The organism is Pseudomonas sp. HLS-6 TE3448 (assembly GCF_053629555.1).
In genome coordinates, this window is record NZ_JBRJIO010000001.1 from 866373 (window position 1) to 892813 (window position 26441).

The 26441-nt window shown below is 60.0% G+C and carries 21 protein-coding genes and 1 tRNA gene; 19 read left to right on the forward strand and 3 right to left on the reverse strand.

Annotated elements, in window-relative coordinates; all coding sequences use genetic code 11:
• Positions 1–9: 9 nt before the first annotated feature.
• The 7 genes from apaG (at position 10) to AB7M23_RS04185 (ending at position 8127) form a co-directional block, all read left to right on the forward strand.
• On the forward strand, positions 10–390 hold the full coding sequence (gene apaG / locus AB7M23_RS04155) for a Co2+/Mg2+ efflux protein ApaG (RefSeq protein WP_099775990.1): 381 nt from the start codon (positions 10–12) through the stop codon (positions 388–390).
• Positions 390–1265 carry a symmetrical bis(5'-nucleosyl)-tetraphosphatase gene (locus tag AB7M23_RS04160; RefSeq protein WP_454240254.1) on the forward strand — a complete coding sequence of 292 codons (876 nt, stop codon included), beginning with the start codon at positions 390–392 and terminating at the stop codon, positions 1263–1265. The genes apaG and AB7M23_RS04160 overlap by 1 nt, the downstream gene beginning before the upstream one ends.
• A gap of 10 nt (positions 1266–1275) precedes the next feature.
• Complete coding sequence (glpE, locus tag AB7M23_RS04165) at positions 1276–1605, forward strand: thiosulfate sulfurtransferase GlpE (RefSeq protein ID WP_454240255.1); 330 nt, start codon at positions 1276–1278, stop codon at positions 1603–1605.
• 282 nt (positions 1606–1887) lie between these two features.
• Positions 1888–3810: a PrkA family serine protein kinase gene (locus AB7M23_RS04170; protein ID WP_065759036.1), complete on the forward strand. Its 1923-nt coding sequence runs from the start codon at positions 1888–1890 to the stop codon at positions 3808–3810.
• 196 nt (positions 3811–4006) lie between these two features.
• Positions 4007–5278, forward strand: coding sequence for a YeaH/YhbH family protein (locus AB7M23_RS04175; RefSeq protein WP_065759037.1), 1272 nt, complete (start codon positions 4007–4009; stop codon positions 5276–5278).
• A complete protein-coding gene (locus AB7M23_RS04180; protein WP_065759038.1) occupies positions 5275–6837 on the forward strand; it encodes a SpoVR family protein in 1563 nt (520 codons plus the stop codon). The genes AB7M23_RS04175 and AB7M23_RS04180 overlap by 4 nt, the downstream gene beginning before the upstream one ends.
• A 60-nt stretch (positions 6838–6897) precedes the next feature.
• Positions 6898–8127 carry a multifunctional CCA addition/repair protein gene (locus tag AB7M23_RS04185; RefSeq protein ID WP_454240256.1) on the forward strand — a complete coding sequence of 410 codons (1230 nt, stop codon included), beginning with the start codon at positions 6898–6900 and terminating at the stop codon, positions 8125–8127.
• Here AB7M23_RS04185 and folK read toward each other — a convergent pair.
• Together folK and folB are read right to left on the reverse strand one after the other, a co-directional pair.
• Positions 8124–8681 carry a 2-amino-4-hydroxy-6-hydroxymethyldihydropteridine diphosphokinase gene (folK, locus tag AB7M23_RS04190; RefSeq protein WP_454240257.1) on the reverse strand — a complete coding sequence of 186 codons (558 nt, stop codon included), beginning with the start codon at positions 8679–8681 and terminating at the stop codon, positions 8124–8126. The two genes, AB7M23_RS04185 and folK, sit on opposite strands and share 4 nt — an antisense overlap.
• Positions 8672–9025 (reverse strand): dihydroneopterin aldolase, encoded by a 354-nt coding sequence (gene folB, locus AB7M23_RS04195; protein WP_065759041.1) that lies wholly within the window; start codon positions 9023–9025, stop codon positions 8672–8674. The genes folK and folB overlap by 10 nt, the downstream gene beginning before the upstream one ends.
• Before the next feature lie 74 nt (positions 9026–9099).
• On the opposite strand from folB, the gene plsY reads away from it, so the two are divergent.
• Positions 9100–9669: a glycerol-3-phosphate 1-O-acyltransferase PlsY gene (plsY, locus tag AB7M23_RS04200; protein WP_102052167.1), complete on the forward strand. Its 570-nt coding sequence runs from the start codon at positions 9100–9102 to the stop codon at positions 9667–9669.
• Between the two features lie 26 nt (positions 9670–9695).
• Here plsY and tsaD read toward each other — a convergent pair whose 3' ends face one another.
• Positions 9696–10721: a tRNA (adenosine(37)-N6)-threonylcarbamoyltransferase complex transferase subunit TsaD gene (tsaD, locus tag AB7M23_RS04205; protein WP_102052168.1), complete on the reverse strand. Its 1026-nt coding sequence runs from the start codon at positions 10719–10721 to the stop codon at positions 9696–9698.
• Between the two features lie 200 nt (positions 10722–10921).
• Between tsaD and rpsU the strand changes: the two genes are divergently transcribed.
• The 11 genes from rpsU (at position 10922) to pqqA (ending at position 26405) form a co-directional block, all read left to right on the forward strand.
• On the forward strand, positions 10922–11137 hold the full coding sequence (rpsU, locus tag AB7M23_RS04210) for a 30S ribosomal protein S21 (RefSeq protein WP_002551877.1): 216 nt from the start codon (positions 10922–10924) through the stop codon (positions 11135–11137).
• A gap of 301 nt (positions 11138–11438) precedes the next feature.
• Positions 11439–13412, forward strand: a complete 1974-nt coding sequence (dnaG, locus tag AB7M23_RS04215) for a DNA primase (protein ID WP_065759044.1) — start codon at positions 11439–11441, stop codon at positions 13410–13412.
• Positions 13413–13480: 68 nt separating this feature from the next.
• A complete protein-coding gene (rpoD, locus tag AB7M23_RS04220; RefSeq protein ID WP_065759045.1) occupies positions 13481–15331 on the forward strand; it encodes an RNA polymerase sigma factor RpoD in 1851 nt (616 codons plus the stop codon).
• 128 nt (positions 15332–15459) lie between these two features.
• Complete coding sequence (locus tag AB7M23_RS04225; protein ID WP_330522824.1) at positions 15460–19203, forward strand: EAL domain-containing protein; 3744 nt, start codon at positions 15460–15462, stop codon at positions 19201–19203.
• 14 nt (positions 19204–19217) lie between these two features.
• A tRNA-Ile gene (locus AB7M23_RS04230) sits at positions 19218–19294 on the forward strand.
• A 173-nt stretch (positions 19295–19467) separates the two neighbouring features.
• Positions 19468–20634 carry a Fic family protein gene (locus AB7M23_RS04235; protein ID WP_454240258.1) on the forward strand — a complete coding sequence of 389 codons (1167 nt, stop codon included), beginning with the start codon at positions 19468–19470 and terminating at the stop codon, positions 20632–20634.
• Entirely contained in the window at positions 20627–21088 is a 462-nt protein-coding gene (locus AB7M23_RS04240; protein ID WP_099776001.1) for an Lrp/AsnC family transcriptional regulator, read from the forward strand. The genes AB7M23_RS04235 and AB7M23_RS04240 overlap by 8 nt, the downstream gene beginning before the upstream one ends.
• Positions 21089–21291: 203 nt before the next feature.
• Positions 21292–22974 carry a flavin monoamine oxidase family protein gene (locus AB7M23_RS04245; RefSeq protein WP_065759048.1) on the forward strand — a complete coding sequence of 561 codons (1683 nt, stop codon included), beginning with the start codon at positions 21292–21294 and terminating at the stop codon, positions 22972–22974.
• Positions 22975–22987: 13 nt separating this feature from the next.
• Entirely contained in the window at positions 22988–23788 is an 801-nt protein-coding gene (locus AB7M23_RS04250; RefSeq protein WP_454240259.1) for a carbon-nitrogen hydrolase family protein, read from the forward strand.
• 42 nt (positions 23789–23830) lie between these two features.
• Complete coding sequence (pqqF, locus tag AB7M23_RS04255) at positions 23831–26173, forward strand: pyrroloquinoline quinone biosynthesis protein PqqF (protein ID WP_454240260.1); 2343 nt, start codon at positions 23831–23833, stop codon at positions 26171–26173.
• A gap of 160 nt (positions 26174–26333) precedes the next feature.
• Positions 26334–26405 carry a pyrroloquinoline quinone precursor peptide PqqA gene (pqqA, locus tag AB7M23_RS04260; RefSeq protein ID WP_003243383.1) on the forward strand — a complete coding sequence of 24 codons (72 nt, stop codon included), beginning with the start codon at positions 26334–26336 and terminating at the stop codon, positions 26403–26405.
• The last annotated feature ends 36 nt before the right edge of the window (positions 26406–26441 follow it).

The window sequence follows — 26441 nt, forward strand, 5'->3', positions numbered from 1 at the left end:
GCCCTTTGCATGTCTGATCCTCGCTACCAGATCGACGTCAGCGTCGTCACCCGATTCCTTCCCGAGCAGTCCCAACCCGACAACGACCGTTATGCCTTCGCCTACACCATCACGGTGCAGAACAACGGCCAGTTGCCCGCCAAGCTGATGTCCCGGCATTGGCTGATCACCAACGGCGATGGCGAAGTCGAAGAAGTACGCGGTGCCGGCGTGGTTGGCCAGCAACCGCTGATCGAGCCCGGAGCCAGCCATACCTACAGCAGCGGTGCGGTCATCAGCACGCGTGTTGGCACCATGCAAGGCACCTACCAGATGTTTGCCGAAGACGGCAAACGCTTCGATGCGATCATCGCTCCATTCAGGCTTGCAGTGCCTGGGGCTCTGCACTGATGGCGGTTTATGCCGTCGGCGACCTGCAAGGCTGCCTGCAACCCCTCAAATGCCTGCTGAAGCGCGTAGCGTTCAACCCTACCGTCGATACGCTGTGGCTGGTCGGTGACCTGGTCAACCGTGGCCCGGAATCGCTGGAAACCCTGCGCTTCCTCTATGGCATGCGTGACTCACTGGTGTGCGTACTGGGCAACCATGACCTGCACCTGCTGGCGGCCGGGCACAATATCGAGCGCCTGAAAAAGAGTGACACCCTGCGCGAGATCATCGAGGCCCCAGACGCCAAAGACCTGCTCGACTGGCTGCGCCAGCAAAAGCTGCTGCACTACGATGAACAACGCGAAATCGCCCTGGTGCATGCTGGCATCCCGCCGCAGTGGAGCCTGAACAAGGCTCGGCGCCTGGCCGCGGAAGTCGAGGAAGTGCTGCGTGATGACACACGCCTGAAGCCCTACCTGGACGGCATGTACGGCAATGAACCGAACAAGTGGGACAAGAGCCTCCACGGGGTGACGCGCTTGCGGGTCATCACCAACTACTTCACCCGCATGCGCTTCTGCACCAGTGACGGCAAGCTCGACCTCAAAGGCAAGGAGGGGGTCGATACTGCGCTCCCCGGCTACGCGCCCTGGTTCAGTCACAAGGAGCGACGCACCCACGGCCTGAAGATCATCTTCGGTCATTGGGCTGCGCTTGAAGGCCGATGTGACGTACCCGGCCTGTACGCACTGGACACCGGCTGTGTCTGGGGCGGGTCCATGACCCTGATGAACGTCGACACCGGTGAGCGCTTCGAGTGCGAATGCAGCAGCGAAGGCAGCCTGCGCCCACAACCCTCAATGCCTGCAGCCTCTCAGATGGCTGATCACTCCTGAAGGAACCCCCATGAGCGAATTCAAACGCATCCCTCCCGAGCAAGCCCAAGCGCTGCGTGAGCAAGGTGCGGTCGTGGTCGACATTCGCGATCCACAGACCTACGCCGCCAGCCACATCACAGGTGCTCAGCACCTGGATAACCAGTCGGTTGCCGACTTCATCCGCAATGCCGACCTTGATGCCCCGCTGGTGGTGGTCTGCTACCACGGTAATTCCAGCCAAAGCGCAGCAGCCTATCTGGTCAGCCAGGGCTTTTCCGACGTCTACAGCCTTGATGGCGGTTTCGAACTGTGGCGTAGCGTCTACCCCGAGCAAACCGCTCAAGGCGACGCCGAATAATTTTTTTCACGGCCCTCCAGCCCACGTCCCCTGTGGGCTGGCGCCAGATCTGACGAACGGTCGTGGCGAACTTATCACGCAACCGCCCTTGACCTCCCCGATTCCGAACTATTCTTAGGCTCAGGCCATCCAAAAAGGGGAGAGCCGGTACACCGGCGTGCGGGTCATCGGTAGCGACTTTAGAGGTGTTCTGGGGGGTATGAAGCAATCGGGAAACTGATTGTTTGCCAGCATCAGCTGATTGATCCGGCGTCGGCTCCACGTATCGAGCGAGGTGACGTCATGAGTATTTTTAGCCACTTCCAACAACGTTTCGAGTCCACCCGTCAGGAAGAACTTTCGCTGCAAGAGTATCTAGAGCTCTGCAAGAAAGATCGCAGTGCCTATGCTTCGGCGGCCGAACGCCTGCTGATGGCTATTGGCGAACCGGAGCTGATCGACACTTCGCACAACTCGAGGCTGTCGCGGATTTTCTCCAACAAGGTCATACGGCGCTACCCGGCCTTTGAAGACTTCCACGGCATGGAAGAATGTATCGACCAGATCGTTTCCTACTTCCGCCACGCCGCTCAGGGCCTGGAAGAGAAGAAGCAGATTCTCTACCTGCTCGGTCCGGTCGGCGGCGGTAAATCGTCACTGGCAGAAAAGCTGAAGCAGTTGATGGAGAAAGTGCCCTTCTACGCCATCAAGGGCTCACCCGTTTTCGAGTCTCCGCTGGGGCTGTTCAATGCCGCAGAAGACGGCAGCATCCTTGAGGAAGAGTACGGCATTCCGCGGCGCTACCTGAATACCATCATGTCGCCATGGGCCACCAAACGCCTGTCCGAGTTCGGCGGCGACATCAGCAAGTTCAAGGTGGTCAAACTCTACCCCTCGATCCTCAACCAGATCGCGGTGGCCAAGACCGAGCCTGGCGATGAGAACAACCAGGACATCTCTGCACTGGTCGGTAAAGTCGATATCCGCAAGCTGGAGGAGTACCCACAGAACGACGCTGACGCCTACAGCTACTCGGGGGCATTGTGCCGGGCCAACCAGGGCCTGATGGAATTCGTCGAGATGTTCAAGGCGCCGATCAAGGTCCTGCACCCGTTGCTGACCGCAACCCAGGAAGGTAACTACAACAGTACCGAAGGCCTGGGCGCGATCCCCTACTCCGGGATCCTGCTGGCCCACTCCAACGAATCGGAATGGCACAGCTTCCGCAACAACAAGAACAACGAGGCGTTCATCGACCGGATCTACATCGTCAAGGTGCCGTACTGCCTGCGCGTCAGCGATGAGATCAAGATCTACGACAAACTCCTGTTCAACAGCTCCCTGGCCAAGGCTCATTGCGCGCCCGACACCCTGAAGATGCTTGCCCAGTTCACCGTATTGTCGCGCCTCAAGGAGCCAGAGAACTCCAACATCTACTCGAAGATGCGCGTCTATGACGGCGAAAACCTCAAGGACACCGATCCAAAGGCCAAGTCGATCCAGGAATACCGCGACGCGGCCGGGGTCGATGAAGGCATGAACGGCCTTTCAACCCGTTTTGCCTTCAAGATCCTGTCCAAGGTCTTCAACTTCGACCCACACGAAATCGCCGCCAACCCGGTACACCTGCTGTATGTGCTGGAGCAGCAGATCGAACAGGAACAGTTCCCGGCTGAAGTGCGCGAGCGTTACCTGCGCTACCTGAAAGAGTACCTGGCGCCCCGCTACATCGAGTTCATCGGCAAGGAAATCCAGACCGCTTACCTGGAGTCCTACAGCGAGTACGGTCAAAACATCTTCGACCGCTACGTGCTCTACGCCGACTTCTGGATTCAGGACCAGGAGTACCGCGATCCGGAAACCGGCGAGATCCTCAACCGCATTGCCCTCAACGAGGAGCTGGAGAAGATCGAAAAACCGGCCGGTATCAGCAATCCGAAGGATTTCCGCAACGAGATCGTGAACTTCGTGCTGCGCGCCCGGGCCAACAACAACGGCAAGAACCCGACCTGGCTCAGCTACGAGAAGCTGCGTGTGGTCATCGAGAAGAAAATGTTCTCCAACACCGAGGACCTGCTGCCTGTCATCAGCTTCAACGCCAAAGCCAGCAAAGAGGATCAACAAAAGCACAACGACTTCGTCACACGGATGGTGGAACGCGGTTACACCGACAAGCAAGTCCGGCTGCTCTCCGAGTGGTACCTGCGGGTCAGAAAGTCACAATAACCCGCAACCGGAGCACCGGTTGTCGTTAGCCCAGAGCCTGTGTCAGCAATATCTGCTACACAGGCTTGAGGGAAGTTGTCGGAAAGCTGGCGGCGTGGTTCAGCCACACTCAGTGCGTACCCGAGCAGTCCGTTTCGGATGTTCTGGCCGATTGACCCGCCTAAGGTTTTCCAAGACGGCTTCATAAGGAGCAGTCATGAGCTATGTGATCGACCGACGTCTGAACGGCAAGAACAAGAGCACGGTTAACCGCCAGCGCTTCTTGCGGCGCTACCGCGACCACATCAAGAAAGCCGTCGAGGAGGCCGTAAGCCGCCGCTCCATTACCGATATGGAGCACGGCGAGCAGATCAGTATTCCCGGGCGCGATATTGACGAGCCGGTGCTGCACCATGGCCGCGGCGGCAAGCAGACCGTCGTCCACCCCGGCAACAAGGAGTTTACCGCTGGCGAACATATCGCCCGCCCTCAAGGCGGCGGTGGCGGCAGTGGACGCGGCAAGGCCGGTAACTCCGGCGAAGGCATGGACGAGTTCGTCTTCCAGATCACCCAGGAAGAGTTTCTCGAATTCATGTTCGAGGACCTCGAATTGCCCAACCTGGTCAAGCGTCACCTGGCCGGTACCGACACCTTCAAAACCGTACGCGCCGGTATCAGCAACGAAGGCAACCCGTCACGCATCAACATCATTCGCACATTGCGTTCTGCCCATGCACGGCGTATTGCCCTGTCTGGCAGCAGCCGCGCCAAACTGCGCGAGGCTCAGGAAGAACTTGCCCGACTGAAACAGGAAGAACCTGACAATTTCGGCGACATTCAAGCCATAGAAGCGGAGATAGAGCGGTTGAGTGCGCGCATTCATCGCGTACCCTTCCTTGATACCTTCGACCTCAAGTACAACTTGCTGGTCAAACAGCCCAACCCAAGCTCAAAAGCCGTGATGTTCTGCCTGATGGACGTTTCCGGGTCCATGACCCAGGCGACCAAGGACATCGCCAAACGCTTTTTCATCCTCCTGTACCTGTTCCTCAAGCGTAACTACGACAAGATCGAAGTCGTGTTCATCCGCCACCACACCAGTGCCCGCGAAGTGGACGAGGAAGAGTTTTTCTATTCACGGGAGACGGGCGGCACCATCGTTTCCAGCGCCCTGAAAATGATGCAGGAGATCATGGCCGAACGTTACCCGGCCAACGAGTGGAACATCTACGCCGCCCAGGCCTCGGACGGCGACAACTGGAATGATGACTCGCCGATCTGCCGCGAGATCCTCAGCAAGCAGATCATGCCCTTCGTGCAGTACTACACGTACGTCGAGATTACCCCACGCGAGCACCAGGCCCTGTGGTTCGAGTATGAGCGCATCGGCGAGTCCTTCCCCGACACATTCGCCCAGCAACAACTGGTATCGGCCGGTGATATCTATCCGGTCTTCCGTGAACTCTTCCAGCGCAGGTTAGTGACATGACCGCCAGAGAACAGAAGCGCCAACCCATTTCCACGGGGTCCGAATGGACGTTCGAACTCATCCAGGCCTATGACCGTGAGATCGGCCGCCTGGCAGAGCGCTATGCCTTGGACACTTACCCCAACCAGATCGAGGTGATCACCGCCGAGCAGATGATGGATGCCTATGCCTCGGTCGGCATGCCGCTGGGCTACCACCACTGGTCGTATGGCAAACACTTTCTCAGCACCGAGAAGTCCTACAGCCGCGGCCAGATGGGCCTGGCGTACGAGATCGTCATCAACTCCGACCCGTGCATCGCCTACTTGATGGAAGAAAACACCATCTGCATGCAGGCGCTGGTGGTGGCCCATGCCTGCTATGGTCACAACAGCTTTTTCAAGGGCAATTACCTGTTCCGCACCTGGACTGACGCCAGTTCGATCATCGACTACCTGGTGTTCGCCAAGCAGTACATCACCCAGTGCGAGGAGCGGCATGGCATTGATGCCGTGGAGGACCTGCTCGACTCCTGCCATGCCCTGATGAACTACGGTGTAGACCGCTACAAACGCCCCTACCCGATCTCTGCCGAAGAAGAACGGCGTCGGCAAAAGGACCGTGAAGAACACCTGCAGAAACAGATCAACGACCTGTGGCGCACCATACCCAAGAACAGCGACAAGAACAGCGACAGAGACAACGCACGCTTCCCGGCCGAGCCACAGGAGAACATCCTGTATTTCATCGAGAAGCATGCACCGCTGCTTGAGCCCTGGCAGCGTGAAGTGGTGCGCATCGTGCGCAAGATCGCCCAGTACTTCTACCCACAACGGCAAACCCAGGTGATGAACGAAGGCTGGGCAACCTTCTGGCACTACACCCTGATGAACGACCTGTACGACGAAGGGCTGGTGACCGACGGCTTCATGATGGAGTTCCTCCAGTCGCACACCAGCGTGGTGTTCCAGCCAGGTTTCGACAGCCCCTACTACAGCGGCATCAACCCTTATGCCCTGGGCTTTGCCATGTACCGCGATATTCGCCGCATGTGTGAAAACCCCACGGAAGAAGACCGTCGCTGGTTCCCCGACATCGCAGGTGGCGACTGGCTCTCGACCATCAAGTTCGCCATGAGCAGCTTCAAGGACGAGAGCTTCATCCTGCAGTACCTGTCGCCCAAGGTCATCCGCGACCTCAAGCTGTTCAGCATCCTCGACGATGACCAACGCGACGACCTGCTGGTGCCTGCGATCCACGACGAAGCCGGCTACCGGACCATTCGTGAAACCCTGGCCGCCCAATACAACCTGGGCAACCGCGAGCCTAACGTGCAGATCTGGAGCATTGACCGGCGAGGCGACCGCTCGCTGACCCTGCGCCATCAGCAGCACGACCGCAAACCTCTGGGGGACTCCACCGAAGAAGTACTCAAGCACCTGCACCGTCTCTGGGGCTTCGATATCCACCTGGAAACCCTGCAGGGCGACCAGATCGTCAAAACCCACCATGTGCCGCCCAAAGGCGAACACTCGGACGGCGATTACGGTCGCCTCGACCTGGCCGTCGTACACCTGTAGCGAAGCCAGCCTCCGTTGCTGCCGGACAGGGTATCCTGTGGCATCAACGGAGGTTTTTTAATGCACATCTACAAGGTCGGCGGCGCGGTACGTGACCGCCTGCTCAACAGGCCCGTAACAGATATCGACTGGGTGGTAGTGGGCGCGACAGTCGAGCAGATGCAAGCCCTGGGCTATCGCCCGGTCGGCGCCGACTTTCCGGTCTTCCTGCATCCACGCAGTGGCGAGGAATATGCGCTGGCACGCACGGAGCGCAAGAGCGGACGTGGCTATGGCGGGTTCACCTTTCACGCCAGCCCCGAGGTCACCCTTGAAGAAGACCTCATCCGCCGCGACCTGACCATCAATGCCATCGCCGAGGACGAACACGGCCAGGTGTTTGACCCCTACAACGGCATCCGTGATCTAGAAGCACGCATTTTACGCCATGTTTCCCCGGCTTTCGCCGAAGATCCCTTGCGCGTGTTACGTGTAGCCCGCTTCGCCGCGCGGTATGCCTACCTGGGCTTCAAGGTGGCTCCGGAAACCCTTGAACTGATGCGCCAACTCAGCGCCTCCGGGGAACTCCAGGCCCTTACGGCAGAACGCAGCTGGAAGGAAATCTCCCGCGCACTGATGGAAGACCAGCCACAGGTCTTCATTGAGGTGCTACGGGCGTGTGGCGCGCTGAAGGAGTTGCTGCCCGAGGTCGATGCGTTGTTCGGTGTACCGCAGCCGGCTGCACACCACCCGGAAATCGACACCGGCCTGCATACCCTCGCCGTGCTGGAACAGGCGGCCGTACATCAACAGCCCCTCAGCGTGCGCTGGGCTTGCCTGCTGCACGACCTGGGCAAAGGTCTGACCCCTGAAGCGCAATGGCCACAGCACATTGCCCACGAGCATCGCGGGCGGCCCTTGATCAAAGCGGTCAACCAACGTTTCAAGGCACCGCGAGACTGCCAGGAACTGGCAATACTGGTCGGCGAGTACCACACCCACAGCCACCGAGCCCTGGAGCTCAAGGCGTCGACCCTGCTGGAGTTGTTGCAGAGCTTCGATGTGTATCGCCGCCCACAGCGTTTTGAGGAGTTCATCGCGGCCTGCGAAATGGACGCCCGTGGGCGCCTTGGGCTGGAGCAGCGGCCCTACCCACAAGCGGATTACCTGCGTGGGGCGGCTACGGCAGCACGCGCGGTCGCAGTCCAGCCATTGGTGCAGCAAGGCCTGACGGGACAAGCCTTGGGTGATGCGCTTAAATCAGAGCGGCTGAAGGCGCTGAAGGCCTACAAGGACGCGGCCGCACACTAGCACGCCTCATCAGCCTTGGCGGCGCCTGCATCGTCGCCAAGGCTGTCCTGACGCGTCAGTTGCTGACCGCGCCACTCGAACGGTACAGGCGCCAACACCTGTTCGATATGCGAGTCGGCCCACAACTGAGCCATGGTCTTACCGACCTCAACATGAACCAGTTCGGGGGCAATCAGCGACAACGGCCAGAGCACGAAGGCATTTTTCAGAATTTCGGCACGCGGCAGCACCAGACCATCGAAATTACCGACCAGATCGCCGTACAGCAGTACATCGATATCCAGCGGCAGGCCTTTGCGCTCAGGCGCATAACGACCGTTTTCAGCCTCAATGAACTTCAAGCGACGATCCAGCTCCGTCAGCGGCAGATCGGTCTTCGCCACCACCACCAGATTGAAGAACGGGCCACTCTTGATACCCACCGCCTGGCTCTCGAACACCGCTGAACAGTGCATGTCCACAAGGAACGATGCCAGCGCATCAAGCCCTGCGGTCAAATGCCGTTCTCGCTCGGTATTGCTACCAAGCCCAAGGTAAACCGTGGTCAGAGACATCCGCGCTCAATCTCCACACCCACCCCGCTGGCTTCCGGGACGGCGCCGGGCTTGGTCAGCTTGAGGTGCAGCCAGGGAATCTGAAATTCGTCCATCAGCACCTTGGCCAAGCGCTCGGCAAAGGTTTCCACCAGTTGGAACTGCGCCTGCTCGGCAAAAGCCTGGATGCGCGCCGACACGCTGGCGTAATCGAGGGCCAGCGTCAGGTCATCACCTGCGGCTGCCGGGCGATTGTCCCAGGCGAATCGCAGGTCCAGCCGCAAGCACTGGCGAATACCGCGCTCCCAATCGTAAGCACCGATGACGGTATCGACTTCCAGCCCTTCGATGAACACTCTGTCCAAGCACTTTTCTCCGCTGCACGACAAGGGCGCCTTGCGCCGTTAGAATCAGGGCGTCCTCGCCCGGAATAGTTAGCATGTTTTGGTTACTGGCATTGCTCGCCTACCTGCTCGGCTCGCTGTCCTTTGCCATCCTACTCAGCCGCCTGAACGGCTGCCCCGACCCGCGCATGAGCGGCTCAGGCAACGCCGGCGCGACCAACATGCTGCGCCTGGCGGGAAAAAAACTCGCCATCCTGACCCTGCTCGGCGATCTCTGCAAAGGCCTGCTGCCCGTACTGATCGCGCAAGCGCTGGGCTTTGGCCTGCAACAACAAGCCTGGATCGGCCTGTACGCCGTCATCGGCCACCTGTTCCCGGTGTACTTTCGCTTTCGTGGCGGCAAGGGCGTTGCCACTGCTGCCGGCATGCTCCTTGGCCTCTACCCGCCGGCCGCTCTACTGGCCATCAGTGCCTGGCTGCTTACCTTCCGCCTGACCCGCACCAGTTCGCTGGCCGCGTTGATCGCCACACCGCTCACCCTGCCCTTGCTGGCCTGGCGTGAACCTGAGGCACTGCTGCCGATAAGCGTACTGACGATACTGATCGTCTGGCGCCATCGCGGCAATCTACGCGACCTTTTCGCCGGGCGCGAACGACACTTCTGAACCTGAAACATGAACGGCTTTCAGCTTCAAAGCGCTGGCAACTGCTCCATCGGCCAGCGCGCCTGCACTGTAATTGCCAGGCTTTCGTGCTGCCCGGCGGCCAAACGCTGGCAGCCGGCATAGGCGATCATCGCCCCGTTATCGGTACAGAACGCTGGGCGCGCGTAGTACACATTGCCTTTGAGCCCGGCCAGCATGTCTTCCAACGACGCACGCAAGGCCTTGTTCGCGCTCACCCCACCGGCAATCACCAGCCGCTTGAGGCCGGTTTGCTTCAAGGCACGCCGGCACTTGATGGTCAAAGTCTCCACCACTGCCTGCTGGAAGGCCAGCGAGATGTCGCAACGGGTTTGCTCACCGTCGTCCCCAGCGCGCTGACACTGCTGCCAGGTATTGAGGGCAAAGGTTTTCAGGCCGCTGAAGCTGAAATCCAGGCCCGGACGATCGGTCATAGGCCGCGGGAAGACGAAGCGTCCCGGTACACCCTGAGCGGCAAGGCGGGCAATCTCCGGCCCGCCCGGATAGTTCAGGCCGATCAGCTTGGCGGTCTTGTCGAACGCCTCACCTGCTGCGTCATCCAGGCTCTCGCCCAACAGTTCGTAGCGACCGATACCATCCACCCGGACCAGTTGGGTGTGGCCACCCGAAACCAGCAAGGCGACGAACGGGAACTCCGGTGGCTGGGCCTCCAGCATCGGCGCCAACAGATGGCCTTCCATATGGTGTACGCCCAACGCCGGGATGCCCCAGGCAAACGCCAGGGCCTGGGCGCAGGAGGCACCAACCAGCAACGCACCAACAAGCCCGGGGCCTGCCGTATACGCGATGGCATCGATCTCGGTCGCGACACAGTCGGCCTCGGCCAGCACCTGCCGGATCAACGGCAGCATGCGCTTGACGTGATCACGCGAGGCAAGCTCGGGCACCACCCCGCCGTAGACACGATGAAGGTCGATTTGACTGAACAGTGCGTCGGCCAACAAACCGCGTTCACTGTCGTATAATGCGACGCCGGTTTCGTCGCAGGATGTTTCCAATCCCAGTACTAGCATGGGTCTATGCCTTGTATAGGCTGAATTCGAAGGCGCGCATGATAGTCCCCGTACCCGATGCCGACCAGCGGTTTTCGATCAGAGGCTTTGCATTCCGAGCGTCTAAGGGTTAACATCCGCAACCCTTAAAAACCGACGTTCTCCAGCGCACATTTTTGCCACGAGTACGTTGCCCCGGTACTAAATGAAGGTAGCTCTGGATGCCAGCCGTCAAAGTTAAAGAGAATGAACCCTTCGACGTAGCTCTGCGTCGTTTCAAGCGCTCCTGCGAAAAAGCCGGTGTACTGGCTGAAGTTCGTAGCCGCGAATTTTACGAGAAGCCGACTTCCGAGCGTAAGCGCAAGGCTGCTGCTGCAGTTAAGCGTCACGCCAAGAAAGTCCAGCGCGAGCAGCGCCGCGCCGTTCGTCTGTACTAATACAGACGTTCGACCACGCTTCTGCCTAACCCGGTCTAAACGCCGGGTTGTCGGCAGATGATGTTTTACTCAGGCCTAAACACCTGAGCTGCAGAAACCGCTCGTCGGTTGAAGCAGGCCTTCCAATCGTCAGAACTGGCATCACGCCAGCTGTGCACGTCAACACTGACGAGTCCTCACGGGCTGCAGGCGAGCACACTCTTCCACACTTGTGTTATGAACATTCGACCACGCTCGAATGCGCAGCCGTTCCCGCAGCATTAGCGATTACACTGGTTTATCGCCTGATGATGAGAGTGCCATGGCCGGGCTGATACCCCAAAGTTTCATTGACGACCTCCTCAACCGCACCGATATCGTCGATGTGGTGAGTTCACGCGTCCAACTGAAAAAAGCCGGCAAGAACCTCACTGCCTGCTGCCCGTTCCATAAAGAGAAGACCCCTTCTTTCAGCGTCAGCCCCGACAAGCAGTTCTACTACTGCTTTGGCTGCGGCGCTGGTGGCAACGCCCTGGGCTTCATCATGGACCACGACAACCTGGACTTTCCCCAGGCTGTCGAGGAACTGGCCAAAGCGGCCGGCATGGAAGTGCCACGCGAAGAAGGCCAGCGCGGGCACAAGCCCCGGCAACCGACCGATTCACCGCTCTATCCACTGCTGGAAGCCGCTGCGGAGTACTACCGCCAGGCCCTGAAAAGCCACCCGACGCGCAAATCAGCAGTCGAATACCTCAAAGGGCGTGGCCTGTCCGGTGAAATTGCCCGCGACTTCGGCCTGGGCTTCGCCCCGCCCGGCTGGGACAACCTGTTCAAGCACCTCAGCAGCGATACACTGCAGCAAAAAGCCATGATCGACGCCGGGCTGTTGATCGAGAACGCCGAAACCGGCAAACGCTATGACCGCTTCCGCGATCGCGTCATGTTCCCGATCCGCGATAGCCGGGGCCGCGTCATCGCCTTTGGTGGCCGCGTGCTGGGGGACGACAAGCCCAAGTACCTGAACTCTCCGGAGACGCCTGTATTCCACAAGGGCCAGGAGCTGTACGGGCTCTACGAAGCGCGCAAGTTCAACCGCAATCTCGATGAAATCATCGTCGTAGAAGGCTACATGGACGTCATCGCCCTGGCCCAGCAAGGCCTGCGCAATGCCGTAGCCACCCTGGGCACAGCCACCAGCGAAGAACACCTCAAGCGCCTGTTCCGCGTGGTGCCCAGCGTGCTGTTCTGCTTCGACGGCGACCAGGCTGGCCGCAATGCCGCCTGGCGCGCACTGGAAGCTGCCCTGCCGAGCCTGCAGGATGGTCGCAAGGCACGCTTCCTGTTCCTGCCCGAAGGTGAAGACCCTGACACCCTGATTCGCGCCGAAGGCACAGACGCCTTCCGCGCACGGATCAACCAGCACGCTCAACCGCTTGCCGATTACTTTTTCCAACGACTGACCGAAGAGGCCGACCCGCGCTCGCTCGAAGGCAAGGCCCACATGGCCACCCTCGCCGCACCGCTGATCGACAAAGTGCCCGGTGCAAACCTGCGCGCCCTGATGCGTAATCGGCTGAAGGAAATTACCGGCCTCAATAGCGAGCAGGTCGAGCAACTGTCGCACAGCGCGCCCACCGAAGCGCCGCCCAGCTACGACCCGGGCATCGACTACGGTGCGATGCCCGATTACACACCCGATTACAATGATTTTCATCAGCCCGAGTACACGCCACCACAGCAGCAGTGGACACCGAACAAGGGTGGCCAGAAAAAGAAGTGGGACGGCAAGCCCTGGGACAAAAAAGGCAAGCCATGGGAGCGCAATGGCCGCAACCAAGAGGCGCCACCACGGGTACCGACCGCCGTCGAGCCACCCACGCTGAGCGCCCTGCGTACACTGCTGCACCACCCGCGACTGGCCAAAAAAGTCGAGGATGCCAGCCACTTCGCTGCCGAAGAGCACCATTACGCTCAGCTACTGGTGGCGCTGCTTGAGGCCTTGCAGAAAAATCCTGAGCTACGCTCATTACAGCTGATCGCACGCTGGCACGGCACAGAACAAGGCCGCTTGCTGCGAGCGCTGGCAGAAAAGGAATGGTTGATCGATGCCGACAACCTTGAACAACAGTTTTTCGACACTATAACTAGCTTGTCCGCTCGCCAACGCGAGCGCAGCCTGGAACATTTGCTCAGGAAAGCACGTCAAAGTGAACTGAGCGCAGAGGAAAAAAATCAGCTGCGCGACCTGTTAAGCCGTAATGTTCCCGCACAAAACCCGACCTCAACTGGCGCGTGAGGTCCATGCTCGGGTATAATCCTCGGCTTGTTTTTTTGCCCGCCAAGACCTTCAGTGGATAGGGTGTTATGTCCGGAAAAGCGCAACAGCAGTCTCGCATCAAAGAGTTGATCACCCGCGGTCGTGAGCAGGGCTACCTGACTTACGCGGAGGTCAACGACCACCTGCCAGAGGATATTTCAGATCCGGAGCAGGTGGAAGACATCATCCGCATGATCAACGACATGGGGATCAACGTATTCGAGAGTGCTCCGGATGCGGATGCCCTTTTGTTGGCCGAAGCCGATACCGACGAAGCCGCCGCCGAGGAAGCGGCCGCCGCGTTGGCAGCTGTGGAAACCGACATTGGTCGCACTACCGACCCAGTGCGCATGTACATGCGCGAAATGGGTACGGTTGAGCTGCTGACCCGTGAAGGCGAAATCGAAATCGCCAAGCGCATCGAGGAAGGCATCCGTGAAGTCATGGGTGCGATTGCCCACTTCCCGGGTACTGTCGACTACATCCTCAGCGAATACGACCGTGTAACCGCCGAAGGCGGCCGTCTGTCCGATGTGCTCAGTGGCTACATCGACCCGGATGACGGCATCGCCGCGCCGGCCGAAATGCCGCCACCGGTCGACACCAAAGCCGCTCCGGCTGCGGTCGCTGATGACGACGAGGAAGAGGCTGCTGAAGCCTCCGACGACGAGGAAGAGACCGAAAGCGGTCCGGATCCGGAAGTGGCTCGCCAGCGTTTCGGCGCAGTGGCCGAGCAGCTCGAAGCAACGGTCAAAGTGCTGAAAAAGCACGGTCGAAACAGCAAGCAAGGCATCGCCGAACTGCTGCAACTGGCCGAGCTGTTCATGCCGATCAAACTGGTTCCAAAACAGTTTGAAGTACTGGTCGAGCGTGTACGTAGCGCCCTGGAACGCCTGCGGGCCCAGGAACGCGCAATCATGCAGCTGTGCGTACGTGATGCACGTATGCCACGTGCCGACTTCCTGCGCATGTTCCCAAGCAACGAAGTCGACCTGACCTGGAGCGGCGATCTTGCCAAGCGCAGCACCAAGTGGGCTGAAGCATTGGGCCGCCTGGACGCCGACATCGTGCGTTGCCAGCAGAAGCTGGTAGACCTGGAAGCAGAAACCGGTCTGACGATTGCCGAAATCAAGGACATCAACCGTCGCATGTCGATCGGTGAGGCCAAGGCCCGCCGCGCGAAAAAGGAAATGGTCGAGGCCAACCTGCGTCTGGTGATCTCCATTGCCAAGAAGTACACCAACCGTGGCCTGCAGTTCCTCGATCTGATCCAGGAAGGCAACATCGGCTTGATGAAGGCGGTGGACAAGTTCGAATACCGTCGCGGCTACAAGTTCTCGACCTACGCCACCTGGTGGATCCGTCAGGCGATTACCCGTTCCATTGCCGACCAGGCTCGCACCATCCGTATCCCGGTACACATGATCGAAACGATCAACAAGCTCAACCGTATTTCCCGGCAGATGCTGCAGGAAATGGGTCGCGAGCCGACGCCGGAGGAATTGGGTGAGCGCATGGAAATGCCTGAGGACAAGATCCGCAAGGTATTGAAGATCGCCAAAGAACCGATCTCCATGGAAACCCCGATCGGTGACGACGAAGACTCGCATCTGGGCGACTTCATCGAGGACTCGACCATGCAGTCGCCAATTGATGTGGCCACTGTCGAAAGCCTCAAGGAAGCAACCCGTGACGTGCTCTCCGGCCTGACCGCACGCGAAGCCAAAGTGCTGCGCATGCGTTTCGGTATCGACATGAACACCGACCACACCCTCGAAGAGGTCGGCAAGCAGTTCGACGTGACCCGTGAGCGGATCCGTCAGATTGAAGCCAAGGCACTGCGTAAGCTGCGCCACCCGACGCGAAGCGAGCATCTACGCTCCTTCCTCGACGAGTGATGACAAACCCCGGCCCTCGCGCCGGGGTTTTTCTTTTCATGGCCTCTGCATTTAAGACTTTCGCCACTATCCTCTAGGCAAAAGCGCCGTCTACACTCGAATCAGACTACCTGTGTGACGAGGCCGCTATGCTCAGATTGCCGGCCATCCTGTTGCTGCTCCAGCTTCTCTGGAGTGCAACGGCCGGCGCCTTGACCCTGACAGACGAAGAACAAGCCTGGCTCAGTGCGCACCCGCAACTGCGTCTAGGCGTCGATGCTTCCTGGCCACCCTTTGAATACCGGGACCAGGAGGGTCGCTACCAGGGACTGGCCGCCGACTACATCACCTTGCTCGAGGATCGCCTGGGGGTCGCATTCAAACCGATCGAACCGATCAGTTGGACTGCAGTACTGGAGGAGGCTCGAAACGGCAAACTGGATCTGTTGCCAGGCATCATGTCGACGCCTGAACGACAAAGCTACCTGTCCTTTACGCGCCCCTACCTGGATTTTCCGATTGTCATTCTTGCCCATCAGGGCGGCGCGCAACCCCACGACCTGAAAGACCTCTATGGCCTGAAAGTCGCCGTGGTTGAGAACTACGCCCCCCACGAACTGTTACGCACCCATCACCCCGACCTCAATCTGGTCGCCCTGCCCAACGTCAGCTCGACCTTGCAAGCCCTGGCGACAGACCAGGTCGATGCGGTGGTCGGCGACCTGGCATCAAGTATCTGGAGCCTGCGCCAGCAGAAGCTTGAAGGCTTGTATGTCAGCGGGGAAACCCCCTATCGCTACCAGTTGGCAATGGCCGTGCCACGCGAGGATAAAATACTCGTCGCAATCCTCGACAAAGTCCTGGCCGACATGAGCCCTGGCGAGATCAGCAATATCCAGGAGCGCTGGGTCGGCAAGGTGTTGGATCGCCGCACAGGCTGGTACGACCTGCTGATGTATGGCTTGCCAGGGATCCTGGTGCTGCTCACCATCCTGGCGGTGGTCATCTGGAGCAACCGCCGACTCAGCTCCGAGATTTCCAGACGCATCGCCCTTGAACAGGAGTTGCGTAGCAGCGAATACCACTACCGCGGCTTGATCGAGAGCCTTTCGGCCATCGCCTGGGAAGCCGACACCGAAGATTTCACCTACAGCTACGTCTCGCCTCATGCAGAAAACCTGCTGGGCTATCCACTCAGCGACTGGCTCAAGCCCGGCTTCTGGAACAGCATCCTGCACCCCGACGACGCGCTTTGGGCACAGGCCTATTGTGACAGCGAAACCGCTGCAGGACGCGATCACAGCCTCGACTACCGGGTGATCACTGCCGACGGGCGTAGCCTGTGGGTGCGCGACATCGTCAGCCTGATCGAACACGGGCACAAGCCGGTCATGCGCGGCTTGATGATAGACATCAGTGAAGCCAAGAATACCGAACTGGCCTTACGCCTTTCTGAGCAAAAATTCGCCTCTGTGTTCCAGCAATGCCCAGACATCCTGGTGATCGCCCGCCTCAGCGACGGCTGCCTGCTTGAAGTCAACGAAGCCTTCGAGGAGCAGCTTGGCCTGAGCCCGGCACACGTCATCGGCAAGACCGCCACCGAGTTGAACATCTGGGGCATCGAAGGCATAGGCCCCAAATTACTGCGGCGCCTGCAGGCCGGAAAGGTGCGCAACCTTGAGATGCTGTTCAAACGTCGCAATGGCCAGGTGTTTACCGGGCTGACCTCGGTCGAGGCCTTCCAGCTGGATAGCACGCCTGCTTTGGTGGTGGCCGTACGCGACATCAGCCAACTCAAGGAAGCCCAGGATCAGCTGCAAACATCCGAAGAGAAGTTCGCCAAGGCTTTCCATGCCTCACCCGACGGGCTTCTTCTGTCGCGCCAGCGAGACGGCAGGCTGATTGAAGTCAACGAAGGGTTCTGCCGCCTGACAGGCTATGACCTGAGCATGACGCTGGACCGCACATCGATTGACCTGGGCATCTGGGTTGACCTCAATGAACGCAAACGCCTGCTGGAACTGCTGGAAAGGGACGGCTTCGTGCGCGACTACACCTGCCATATTCGCCGCAGCGACGGGCAGATTCGCCTGTGTGAACTTTCGGCGCGGCCACTGCCCATCGCCGGCGAAGAGTGCATGCTGACCATCGCGCGCGATATTACCGAGCGCCACCTGATGCAGGAAAAACTGCAACTGGCGGCCACTGTCTTCGAGAATACGGCCGAGGGCGTGCTGATCACCGACACCGAGCAGCGTATCAGTGCGGTCAACCGTGCTTTCAGCGAGATCACCGGCTACAGCGAGTTCGAGGCACTAGGCCAGACACCGCGCCTGCTCGCTTCTGGCCAGCACGACAGCGCCTTCTACGCGGCCATGTGGCACCAACTGACCGCCGAAGGCCACTGGCAAGGCGAAATTCAGAACCGCCGCAAGAACGGCGAAGTGTACCCAGGCTGGCTGACCATCAGTGCCGTGCGTAATAGCGGCCGGGAAATCACCCACTTCGTGGCAGTATTCGCCGACATCTCCAGCATCAAACATGCCCAGGCCAAGCTCGACTATCAGGCGCACCATGATCCACTGACCGGCCTGCCCAACCGTACCCTGTTTGAAAGCCGGCTACAGGCTGCCCTGAGCTGCACACAAACCTCCAAGGCTCAGGGCGCGGTGCTGTTTCTCGACCTGGACCGCTTCAAGCACATCAACGACAGCCTTGGTCACCCGGTCGGCGACCTGCTGCTCAAAGGCATCGCCCATCGCCTGAAGGAGCAAGTGCGGGATATCGACACCGTCGCCCGCCTGGGCGGTGACGAGTTCATCATCCTGCTTCCCGGCCTGCACCAACCCAGCGACGCCGAACACATCGCCGCCAAGCTACTGAATTGCTTCAGTGCACCTTTCCAGGCGGGCGAACATGAGTTCTTCACCAGCGCCAGCATCGGTACCAGCCTTTATCCACAGGACGGCAGTGACGTTGCATCACTTATCCGAAACGCCGACGCCGCGATGTACCGTTCCAAAGCCAAGGGCCGCAACCGCGTCGAATCCTACACACGCGACCTGACCGCACAGGCCAGCGCGCGCGTCGCCCTGGAGCATGAACTGCGCCGAGCCATTGAACGCGACGAACTGAGCCTGTACTACCAGCCTAAGTTCAGCCTGAAAACCCAAAGCCTGATTGGTGCCGAAGCCCTGATTCGCTGGAGCAACCCCACCTTTGGTGATGTTCCGCCCGAACACTTCATTGCGTTGGCAGAAGAGAACGGCATGATTCTGCAACTGGGCGACTGGGTGCTGGAACATGCCTGCCGACAAATGCAGCAATGGAAAGAGACCTACCTCGCCTTCGGCCCACTGTCGATCAACCTGGCGGGGGCCCAGTTACGTCAGCCCAGCCTGGTCAAACGTATTGAACAGTTGCTCAATACCTACCACCTCAGCGCGGGCGACCTGCAGTTGGAGATCACTGAGAACTTCATCATGAGCCAGGCCGAAGAGGCCCTGGCGATTCTGCACCAACTCAAACGCCTGGGCGTACAGTTGGCTATCGACGACTTCGGCACCGGCTACTCATCGCTCAGTTACCTCAAGCGCCTGCCGCTGGACATCCTCAAGATCGATCAGTCATTCATCCGCGGCCTACCGGACGACCCGCATGACGCAGCGATTGCCCGCGCCATTATCGCCCTGGGCCGCAGCATGCAACTGACCATCATTGCCGAGGGCGTAGAGAACCTTGCCCAACAACGCTTCCTCGCGGCCGAGGGCTGCGAACAGATCCAAGGCTACATCGTCAGCTTGCCATTACCACCCGAAGAGTTTGCCGCGACCTTTCTTCGTATAGCAGTTTCAGATCTTTCGGATGGCACAGCCTGGAAACCCTCGTTATAATCCGCGACCACTGAGGGCCTATAGCTCAGTTGGTTAGAGCAGGGGACTCATAATCCCTTGGTCGCAGGTTCGAGTCCTGCTGGGCCCACCACGTTCAAAGCCGCGCACTGCGCGGCTTTTTCGTATCTGCCCTAAAAAGCTCACGTCACGCCTGCCCACCAACAGCCCGGCCTCGGTATTGGACAGTGAGCCGAATAGCCGACACAATCGGCTCACAACATGAGCCGAATAAGCTCAGTATTCGGCTCACCAACGAGCAACCCCATGCACGAACCCTTCTGGATCTGGCAGCAGCCCGACTGGCCGCACTTCAACTGGCAAGCTGAACCGCTTGCCCCGTTGCTGCGCGCCTGCGTTAAAGCGCAGGGGCGCTTGCTCGGCATACTCGGTGCTGTAGGAGGTGATGCCGAAGCGCAGAGCAACCTGGATGCTCTGCTGCAGAACATCGTCACCTCATCAGCAATCGAAGGTGAACAATTAAATGTTGGCTCGGTACGCTCCTCCCTGGCGCGTCGCTTGGGGCTGAGCGAAGAAGGTCGCACCACGGCGCGCTCCGAAGGCCTGGCAGAGTTGCTGCTCGATGCCACACGAGCACATCAGCAACCGCTTGACCTACAACGGTTGTATACATGGCACTGCTGGCTGTTCTCTAACGACGACAGCCTGTCAGCCCGCCCAGTGCACGTCGGCACGTTACGCGGCGAAGAGCCCATGCAGGTTGTTTCCGGCCGTCTCGATCGTCCCATCGTACATTTCGAAGCCCCTCCACGTGCCGGGCTGGAAACGCAAATGGCCAACTTCTTGGCCTGGTTCGAGAGTAGCCGCAGCGATGCCACTCTTGATCCATTGCTACGCGCAGGCATTGCCCATTTCTGGTTCGTCACCCTGCACCCCTTTGATGACGGAAACGGTCGCCTTACCCGCGCACTCACCGATCTGGCGTTGGCCCAAGGCGAGTTGCAGGCCATCCGTTTCTACGCCATGTCGGCAAGTATCCTCGATGACCGCAGCGGCTATTACCAGATCCTTGAAGCGAGTCAGAAAGGCACCCTGGATATCACCGCTTGGCTGCTGTGGTTCCTCAGCACACTGCTCAGAAGCCTGGAGCAAGCTCTTGCCCGGATCGACCGAGTGCTCAACAAGGCTCGCTTCTGGCAGATACACCGCAGCCATGCCCTGTCAGCCGAACAAATCAAAGTACTCAACCGCCTGCTCGATGGCGGCGAAAGCGGCTTCGAGAACGGCATCAGCGCGGCCCAATACCAGGCCGTAGCCAAGGTTTCCAAAGCCACCGCTACACGACATCTGAGCGACCTCCTTGAGAAAGGCTGCATCATCCGCTTACCCGGCGGAGGTCGTAGCACCCGCTATCAGATCAACCGGCCCAATAGCCCTGACCCAGGGCCTGTATCCGAGATACCCCATGCCTGAAACACGCGCTGCAGCCCTCGACGAAATCGACCGTCAACTCATCGCCCTGTTGCAGATCAACGCCCGTGAAGGCGTGGCCACGCTGGCCCGGCAGTTGGGCATCGCTCGTACTACCGTCACCTCACGGCTGGCTCGCCTTGAGAAAACCAAGGTAATCACTGGCTACGGTGTTCGCCTCGGGCAGCGAGTGATTGATGGCGGCTTGCAGGCGTATGTCGGGATTACCGTGCAGCCACGCTCCGGCAAGGATGTGGTGCGGCGGCTCAGTGCCATGGGCCAGATCCAGCAGTTATGTGCGGTGAGTGGCGAGTTTGACTATGTGGCCTGGCTGCGCAGCGACTCACCGGAGCAACTGGACCAGTTGCTCGATCAAATCGGCAACGTCGAAGGTGTGGAGAAAACCACCACCTCGATCATCCTCAGCAGCAAGGTGGATCGCGGGCAGCCGATTTGACCGCCTCGGCCGGCATGGCATGAGCCACGCCGGCGCCCACACAGATCGTCACTTTGTAGCGTATCGCCGTCTAAATGACATAAATAAGATCATAACGACGACACTCTGCATCTTAATAACGAAATCCACCCCCTCTAAAATGACCGCCAGGCAGTTTCCTATACTCAAGCTCCGCACTCCGCGCAGCCCTGGCAAGGTCAATCATGAACAAGAACAATCGCCACCCCGCCGATGGAAAAAAACCCGTCACTATTTTCGGCCCGGACTTCCCTTTCGCCTTTGACGACTGGATCGAACACCCCGCAGGCCTCGGCAGCATCCCGGCCGAGCGACAGGGTGAGGAAGTAGCGATTGTCGGTGCCGGGATCGCCGGCCTGGTGGCCGCGTACGAGTTGATGAAACTGGGCCTGAAACCTGTCGTTTACGAAGCCTCGAGGATGGGCGGCCGCCTGCGCTCGCAAGCCTTTGAAGGCACTGACGGGATCATTGCAGAACTGGGGGGAATGCGTTTCCCAGTGTCCTCCACGGCGTTCTATCACTATGTGGACAAGCTCGGCCTTGAGACCAAGCCCTTCCCCAACCCGCTGACCCCAGCTTCTGGCAGCACCGTGATCGATCTGGAAGGCCAGACCCATTACGCTGAAAAACTCTCCGATTTGCCCAAGCTGTTCCAGGAAGTGGCCGATGCCTGGGCCGACGCCCTGGAAAGCGGCGCACGCTTTGGGGATATCCAGCAAGCTATCCGTGACCGTGATGTTCCGCGCCTCAAAGAGCTGTGGAACACGCTGGTGCCGCTCTGGGACGACCGCACCTTTTACGATTTCGTTGCGACTTCCAAGTCGTTCGCCAAGCTCAGCTTCCTGCACCGAGAAGTCTTTGGTCAGGTGGGTTTCGGCACGGGCGGCTGGGACTCGGACTTCCCCAACTCGATGCTGGAAATCTTCCGCGTGGTAATGACCAACTGCGACGATCACCAGCACTTGATCGTCGGCGGCGTCGAGCAGGTGCCGCAAGGCATCTGGCGCCATGTCCCTGAGCGCTGTGCCCACTGGCCCGCAGGTACCAGCCTGAGCTCACTGCACCGAGGCGCGCCGCGGCCGGGCGTCAAACGTATTGCCCGGGCCAGCGACGGTCGCCTGGCGGTGACTGACAACTGGGGAGATACCCGTCACTACGCCGCAGTGCTGACCACCTGCCAGAGCTGGTTGCTGACTACGCAGATTGAATGCGAGGAGTCGCTGTTCTCGCAGAAGATGTGGATGGCCCTGGACCGCACCCGCTACATGCAGTCGTCGAAGACCTTCGTCATGGTCGACCGCCCCTTCTGGAAGGACAAGGACCCGGAAACCGGTCGCGACCTGATGAGCATGACCCTGACCGACCGCCTCACCCGTGGCACCTACCTGTTCGACAACGGCGACGACAAGCCGGGGGTGATCTGCCTGTCCTATTCGTGGATGAGCGATGCCCTGAAAATGCTGCCTCAACCCGTGGAAAAACGGGTGAAACTGGCACTGGATGCGCTGAAGAAGATCTACCCGAAAGTGGACATCGCCGGGCACATCATCGGCGATCCGATTACGGTTTCCTGGGAAGCCGACCCGCACTTCCTGGGTGCGTTCAAAGGCGCTCTGCCCGGCCACTACCGCTACAACCAGCGGATGTACGCGCACTTCATGCAGCAGGACATGCCAGCCGAGCAGCGCGGCATGTTCATCGCCGGTGATGACGTCTCCTGGACCCCCGCCTGGGTAGAAGGGGCGGTACAAACGTCGCTCAATGCGGTGTGGGGTATCATGACCCACTTCGGTGGCCACACCCATCCGGACAACCCAGGCCCAGGCGACGTGTTCAATGAAATTGGCCCAATTGCCCTGGCCGACTGACGAGAGAACCGCCATGCGTATCGCCGTGTATCAGGGTGCGCCGCTACCAGTGGACGTGCCCGGCAACCTGGAGCGCTTGCATCAGCAAGCGCAGGCCGCTGCTGCCCGGGGCGCCGAACTGCTGGTGTGCCCGGAGATGTTCCTGACGGGCTATAACATCGGCGCCGACGCTGTAGCACGGCTGGCCGAGGCCGAGGACGGCCCCTCGGCCATGGCCGTGGTGGAGATCGCCCAAAGCAACCGCATCGCCATCGCCTATGGCTACCCTGAGCGGGCCGATGATGGTCGGCTGTACAACGCAGTACAGCTGATCGACGCCCACGGCAGCAGCCTGTGCAACTACCGCAAGACGCACCTGTTCGGCGGCCTTGACCGGGCGATGTTCAGCCCGGGCCCGGACCACTTCCCGGTGGTCCAGCTCAACGGCTGGAAGCTTGGCCTGTTGATCTGCTACGACATCGAGTTCCCGGAGAACGCCCGACGTCTGGCCCTGGCCGGCGCCGAACTGATACTGGTGCCAACCGCGAACATGGTGCCCTACGACTTTGTCGCCCAGGTCACCGTGCGCGCCCGCGCCTACGAAAACCAGTGTTATCTGGTTTACGCCAACTACTGCGGTGCCGAGGACGCGATCCAGTACTGTGGGCAAAGCAGTATCGTCGGCCCGGATGGCAGCATCCTGGCCATGGCTGGACGCGAGGCCTGCTTGCTGGCCAGTGATCTGGATCGCCAACAGGTCGTACAGGGCCGGGCCAACACCCCCTATCTGCACGACCTGCGCCCCGAGCTGTACGGCGACCCGCGCAAAGGCTGAGTTATCCGCTAGCATGACGGTTCGCGTTTTGCTGGAGCCGTCATGCCTGCCACGTTTGCACACCATACCTTGGCCAACGGCCTGCAGCTCACACTGCGCCATGCGCCACACCTGAAGCGCTGCGCCGCCGCAGTGCATGTCGCTGCCGGTAGCCACGATGCTCCAACGGCATGGCCGGGGCTGGCGCACTTCCTTGAACACCTGTTTTTTCTCGGCAACAGCCGCTTCCCGGCTGAAGAAGGCCTGATGCGCTACGTGCAACGCCACGGTGGCCAGGTCAATGCAAGCACGCGGGAACGGGCCACTGAGTTTTTTTTCGAAGTCCCGGTCGTGGCATTCAGCGGTGCCCTAGAGCGGCTGTGCGACATGCTTGCCCAGCCCCGCCTGGACGACCACGCCGCGCAGTTGCGCGAACGCGAAGTGCTGCACGCCGAGTTCATTGCCTGGTCCCGCGACCACGCCTCGCAGGCACAATTCACCCTGCTTCAGTGCGTATCGGCAGGCCATCCGCTGCGGGCCTTCCATGCCGGTAACCGCTACAGCCTGGGTGTACAGCAGGCCGCCTTTCAACGGGCACTGCAGGACTTCCACAAACGCTACTACCAGGCAGGGCAAATAACCCTGAGTTTGGCCGGGCCACAACCACTGACCGAGTTGTTGGCAATGGCCGAAGCCTGTAGCCAGGCCTTCAATCCCGGGCTGAAGACAGCCCAGGCACCCGTCACACCTCTGCAACTGTGCAGCGCACCGGCCCAACCGGCAGGCCTGCTGAACCTGTTGTTCGCCTGTGAACGCTTGCCTACCGGTAGCGAGGATGCAATCGCATTCCTCAGCACGTGGCTAACGGACAGCCAACCCGGCGGCCTGCTCGCACTGTTGCGCGAAAAAGGCTGGATAACGGGCCTCAGTTTCAAAACGCTGTATCAGTATGCGCAGCAGGCCCTGCTGCATGTGCAGTTCACCCTGACGGATGAGCAGCATCGCAGTGACGTTGAACGGCTGTTTTTTGATTGGCTGGCTTTTTTCAACAGCGCCGACCGGACGCCCCTGGCGGAGGAATACGCCCGGCTCATGGCCTGCCAGCAAGGGCGTGCTGGCGCCCTGCAACTGGCACGTCAAGACAGCACGGGCAACCCACCCGGGACACCGGACAGTGCAGCGCTGAGCGCCCTGCTCAACCCGCTACTGGCTCGCACATGCCCGCGTCTCGAAACCGTCATGCCCTGGCAGTTGCCCGAGCCCAACCCATTCCTGGTGAACGCTGATGCCGCCACTCAGGCGTCGTCGGGCACCCCCCACATGGCCTACAACCCTGCCCTGCCAAGCACACGCCAGACCGGCATCCTGTACCTGCGCTGGCAACTCGACTCACGCGGCCACGATAACCTCTACGCACGGCTCAACGGTGCCCTGCAAAGGCTCATCGAACGCGCGGCACAAGCCTGTGTAGAACTGGAATTCAGCGCCTGCGCACACTACTGGCAGTTGCGCTGCGCTGGCGCACCCAGTGCCGTCAATGCTGTTGTCACGCAAGCCCTGGCGGTGCTGCGCAGCCCTCCAGCGAGTACCTGGCAGACGGCCACGACCCCAGCCCGGGAACCGACACTGATACCCATCCGCCAACTGCTCCGGCAATTGCCGGAGGTTGTTCTGGGGGGAGGGAACACAACCCCGCAAGTGCAAACAGCCACCGACGCAGAGCTTCAGGCCGTGTGGAGCAGCGCACGCTGGCAAGGGCTAGCCACCGGCTTTGCGGCAACCGAACGGCAACCACTGGCGATTCCCGGCAGTGCTGGCAGCCACACCACGCCGCGCCTCATTCGCGGCAGGCAGTGGTACCACTCGACCGATGACAGCGCAGAGCAAGCCCTGTTGTTGTTCTGCCCGGTGGCCGATGAGGCTGCAGGACGCCTGCTGGCACACCTGATCCAGGGGCCTTTCTACCAGCGTCTGCGGGTCGAGCTGCAATTGGGTTATGCCGTGTTCAGTGCCTTCCGTCAGGTTCAAGGCCATGCTGGCCTGCTGTTCGGCGTGCAGTCACCGTCGGTCAGCCATAGGCAAGTCCTCATGCACATCAACACCTTCATTGATGGGCTAGGAGTCTGGCTCAACACTCACGCCAGCGAGCTGGAAGCACAACGTCAGGCCCTGGCGGCGCAGTTCGCTGAACCGAGCATGAGTAACAACGATGTGGCCGAGTGGGCCTGGCAAGCGCAGCTGGCCGGGCATCCCCAGCAGACACTGAAGCCGTTGCAGGCACGCATCAGGGCTGTAGACCTGGCAACACTCGAAGCCGCCGCCGAGGCGGTGCGCCGGGTTAACCAGGGTTGGCTATGCTTGGCCAACGGCCCAGCGCCGTCCGCCGCCTGGCAGGATGCATGCTGATTTTTACGCCCGCGGTAACGGCATTTATCTAAGATTTAACCTTTCAGCTCCGTATTTTTTAGTAAGATAGCGCAATCTTGGCCACCGAATCCCCTTCATTGCGAGGGTGGACTAAATAAGTAGCCACCAACCCCCAGACCTATCCGGAAGGAGTAATCCCATGTGGACCAAACCTGCATACACTGATCTGCGTATCGGCTTTGAAGTGACCATGTACTTCGCAAACCGCTGAGTTTGCTGTCAGTACAACGCCTCGGTCAGCCGGGGC

Bases quoted from the DNA above. Each gene is read 5' to 3' on its own strand.
- apaG (WP_099775990.1), top strand. From the start codon at position 10: ATGTCTGATCCTCGCTACCAGATCGACGTCAGCGTCGTCACCCGATTC.
- AB7M23_RS04160 (WP_454240254.1), top strand. From the start codon at position 390: ATGGCGGTTTATGCCGTCGGCGACCTGCAAGGCTGCCTGCAACCCCTC.
- glpE (WP_454240255.1), top strand. From the start codon at position 1,276: ATGAGCGAATTCAAACGCATCCCTCCCGAGCAAGCCCAAGCGCTGCGT.
- AB7M23_RS04170 (WP_065759036.1), top strand. From the start codon at position 1,888: ATGAGTATTTTTAGCCACTTCCAACAACGTTTCGAGTCCACCCGTCAG.
- AB7M23_RS04175 (WP_065759037.1), top strand. From the start codon at position 4,007: ATGAGCTATGTGATCGACCGACGTCTGAACGGCAAGAACAAGAGCACG.
- AB7M23_RS04180 (WP_065759038.1), top strand. From the start codon at position 5,275: ATGACCGCCAGAGAACAGAAGCGCCAACCCATTTCCACGGGGTCCGAA.
- AB7M23_RS04185 (WP_454240256.1), top strand. From the start codon at position 6,898: ATGCACATCTACAAGGTCGGCGGCGCGGTACGTGACCGCCTGCTCAAC.
- folK (WP_454240257.1), bottom strand. From the start codon at position 8,681: ATGTCTCTGACCACGGTTTACCTTGGGCTTGGTAGCAATACCGAGCGA.
- plsY (WP_102052167.1), top strand. From the start codon at position 9,100: ATGTTTTGGTTACTGGCATTGCTCGCCTACCTGCTCGGCTCGCTGTCC.
- tsaD (WP_102052168.1), bottom strand. From the start codon at position 10,721: ATGCTAGTACTGGGATTGGAAACATCCTGCGACGAAACCGGCGTCGCA.
- rpsU (WP_002551877.1), top strand. From the start codon at position 10,922: ATGCCAGCCGTCAAAGTTAAAGAGAATGAACCCTTCGACGTAGCTCTG.
- dnaG (WP_065759044.1), top strand. From the start codon at position 11,439: ATGGCCGGGCTGATACCCCAAAGTTTCATTGACGACCTCCTCAACCGC.
- rpoD (WP_065759045.1), top strand. From the start codon at position 13,481: ATGTCCGGAAAAGCGCAACAGCAGTCTCGCATCAAAGAGTTGATCACC.
- AB7M23_RS04225 (WP_330522824.1), top strand. From the start codon at position 15,460: ATGCTCAGATTGCCGGCCATCCTGTTGCTGCTCCAGCTTCTCTGGAGT.
- AB7M23_RS04235 (WP_454240258.1), top strand. From the start codon at position 19,468: ATGCACGAACCCTTCTGGATCTGGCAGCAGCCCGACTGGCCGCACTTC.
- AB7M23_RS04240 (WP_099776001.1), top strand. From the start codon at position 20,627: ATGCCTGAAACACGCGCTGCAGCCCTCGACGAAATCGACCGTCAACTC.
- AB7M23_RS04245 (WP_065759048.1), top strand. From the start codon at position 21,292: ATGAACAAGAACAATCGCCACCCCGCCGATGGAAAAAAACCCGTCACT.
- AB7M23_RS04250 (WP_454240259.1), top strand. From the start codon at position 22,988: ATGCGTATCGCCGTGTATCAGGGTGCGCCGCTACCAGTGGACGTGCCC.
- pqqF (WP_454240260.1), top strand. From the start codon at position 23,831: ATGCCTGCCACGTTTGCACACCATACCTTGGCCAACGGCCTGCAGCTC.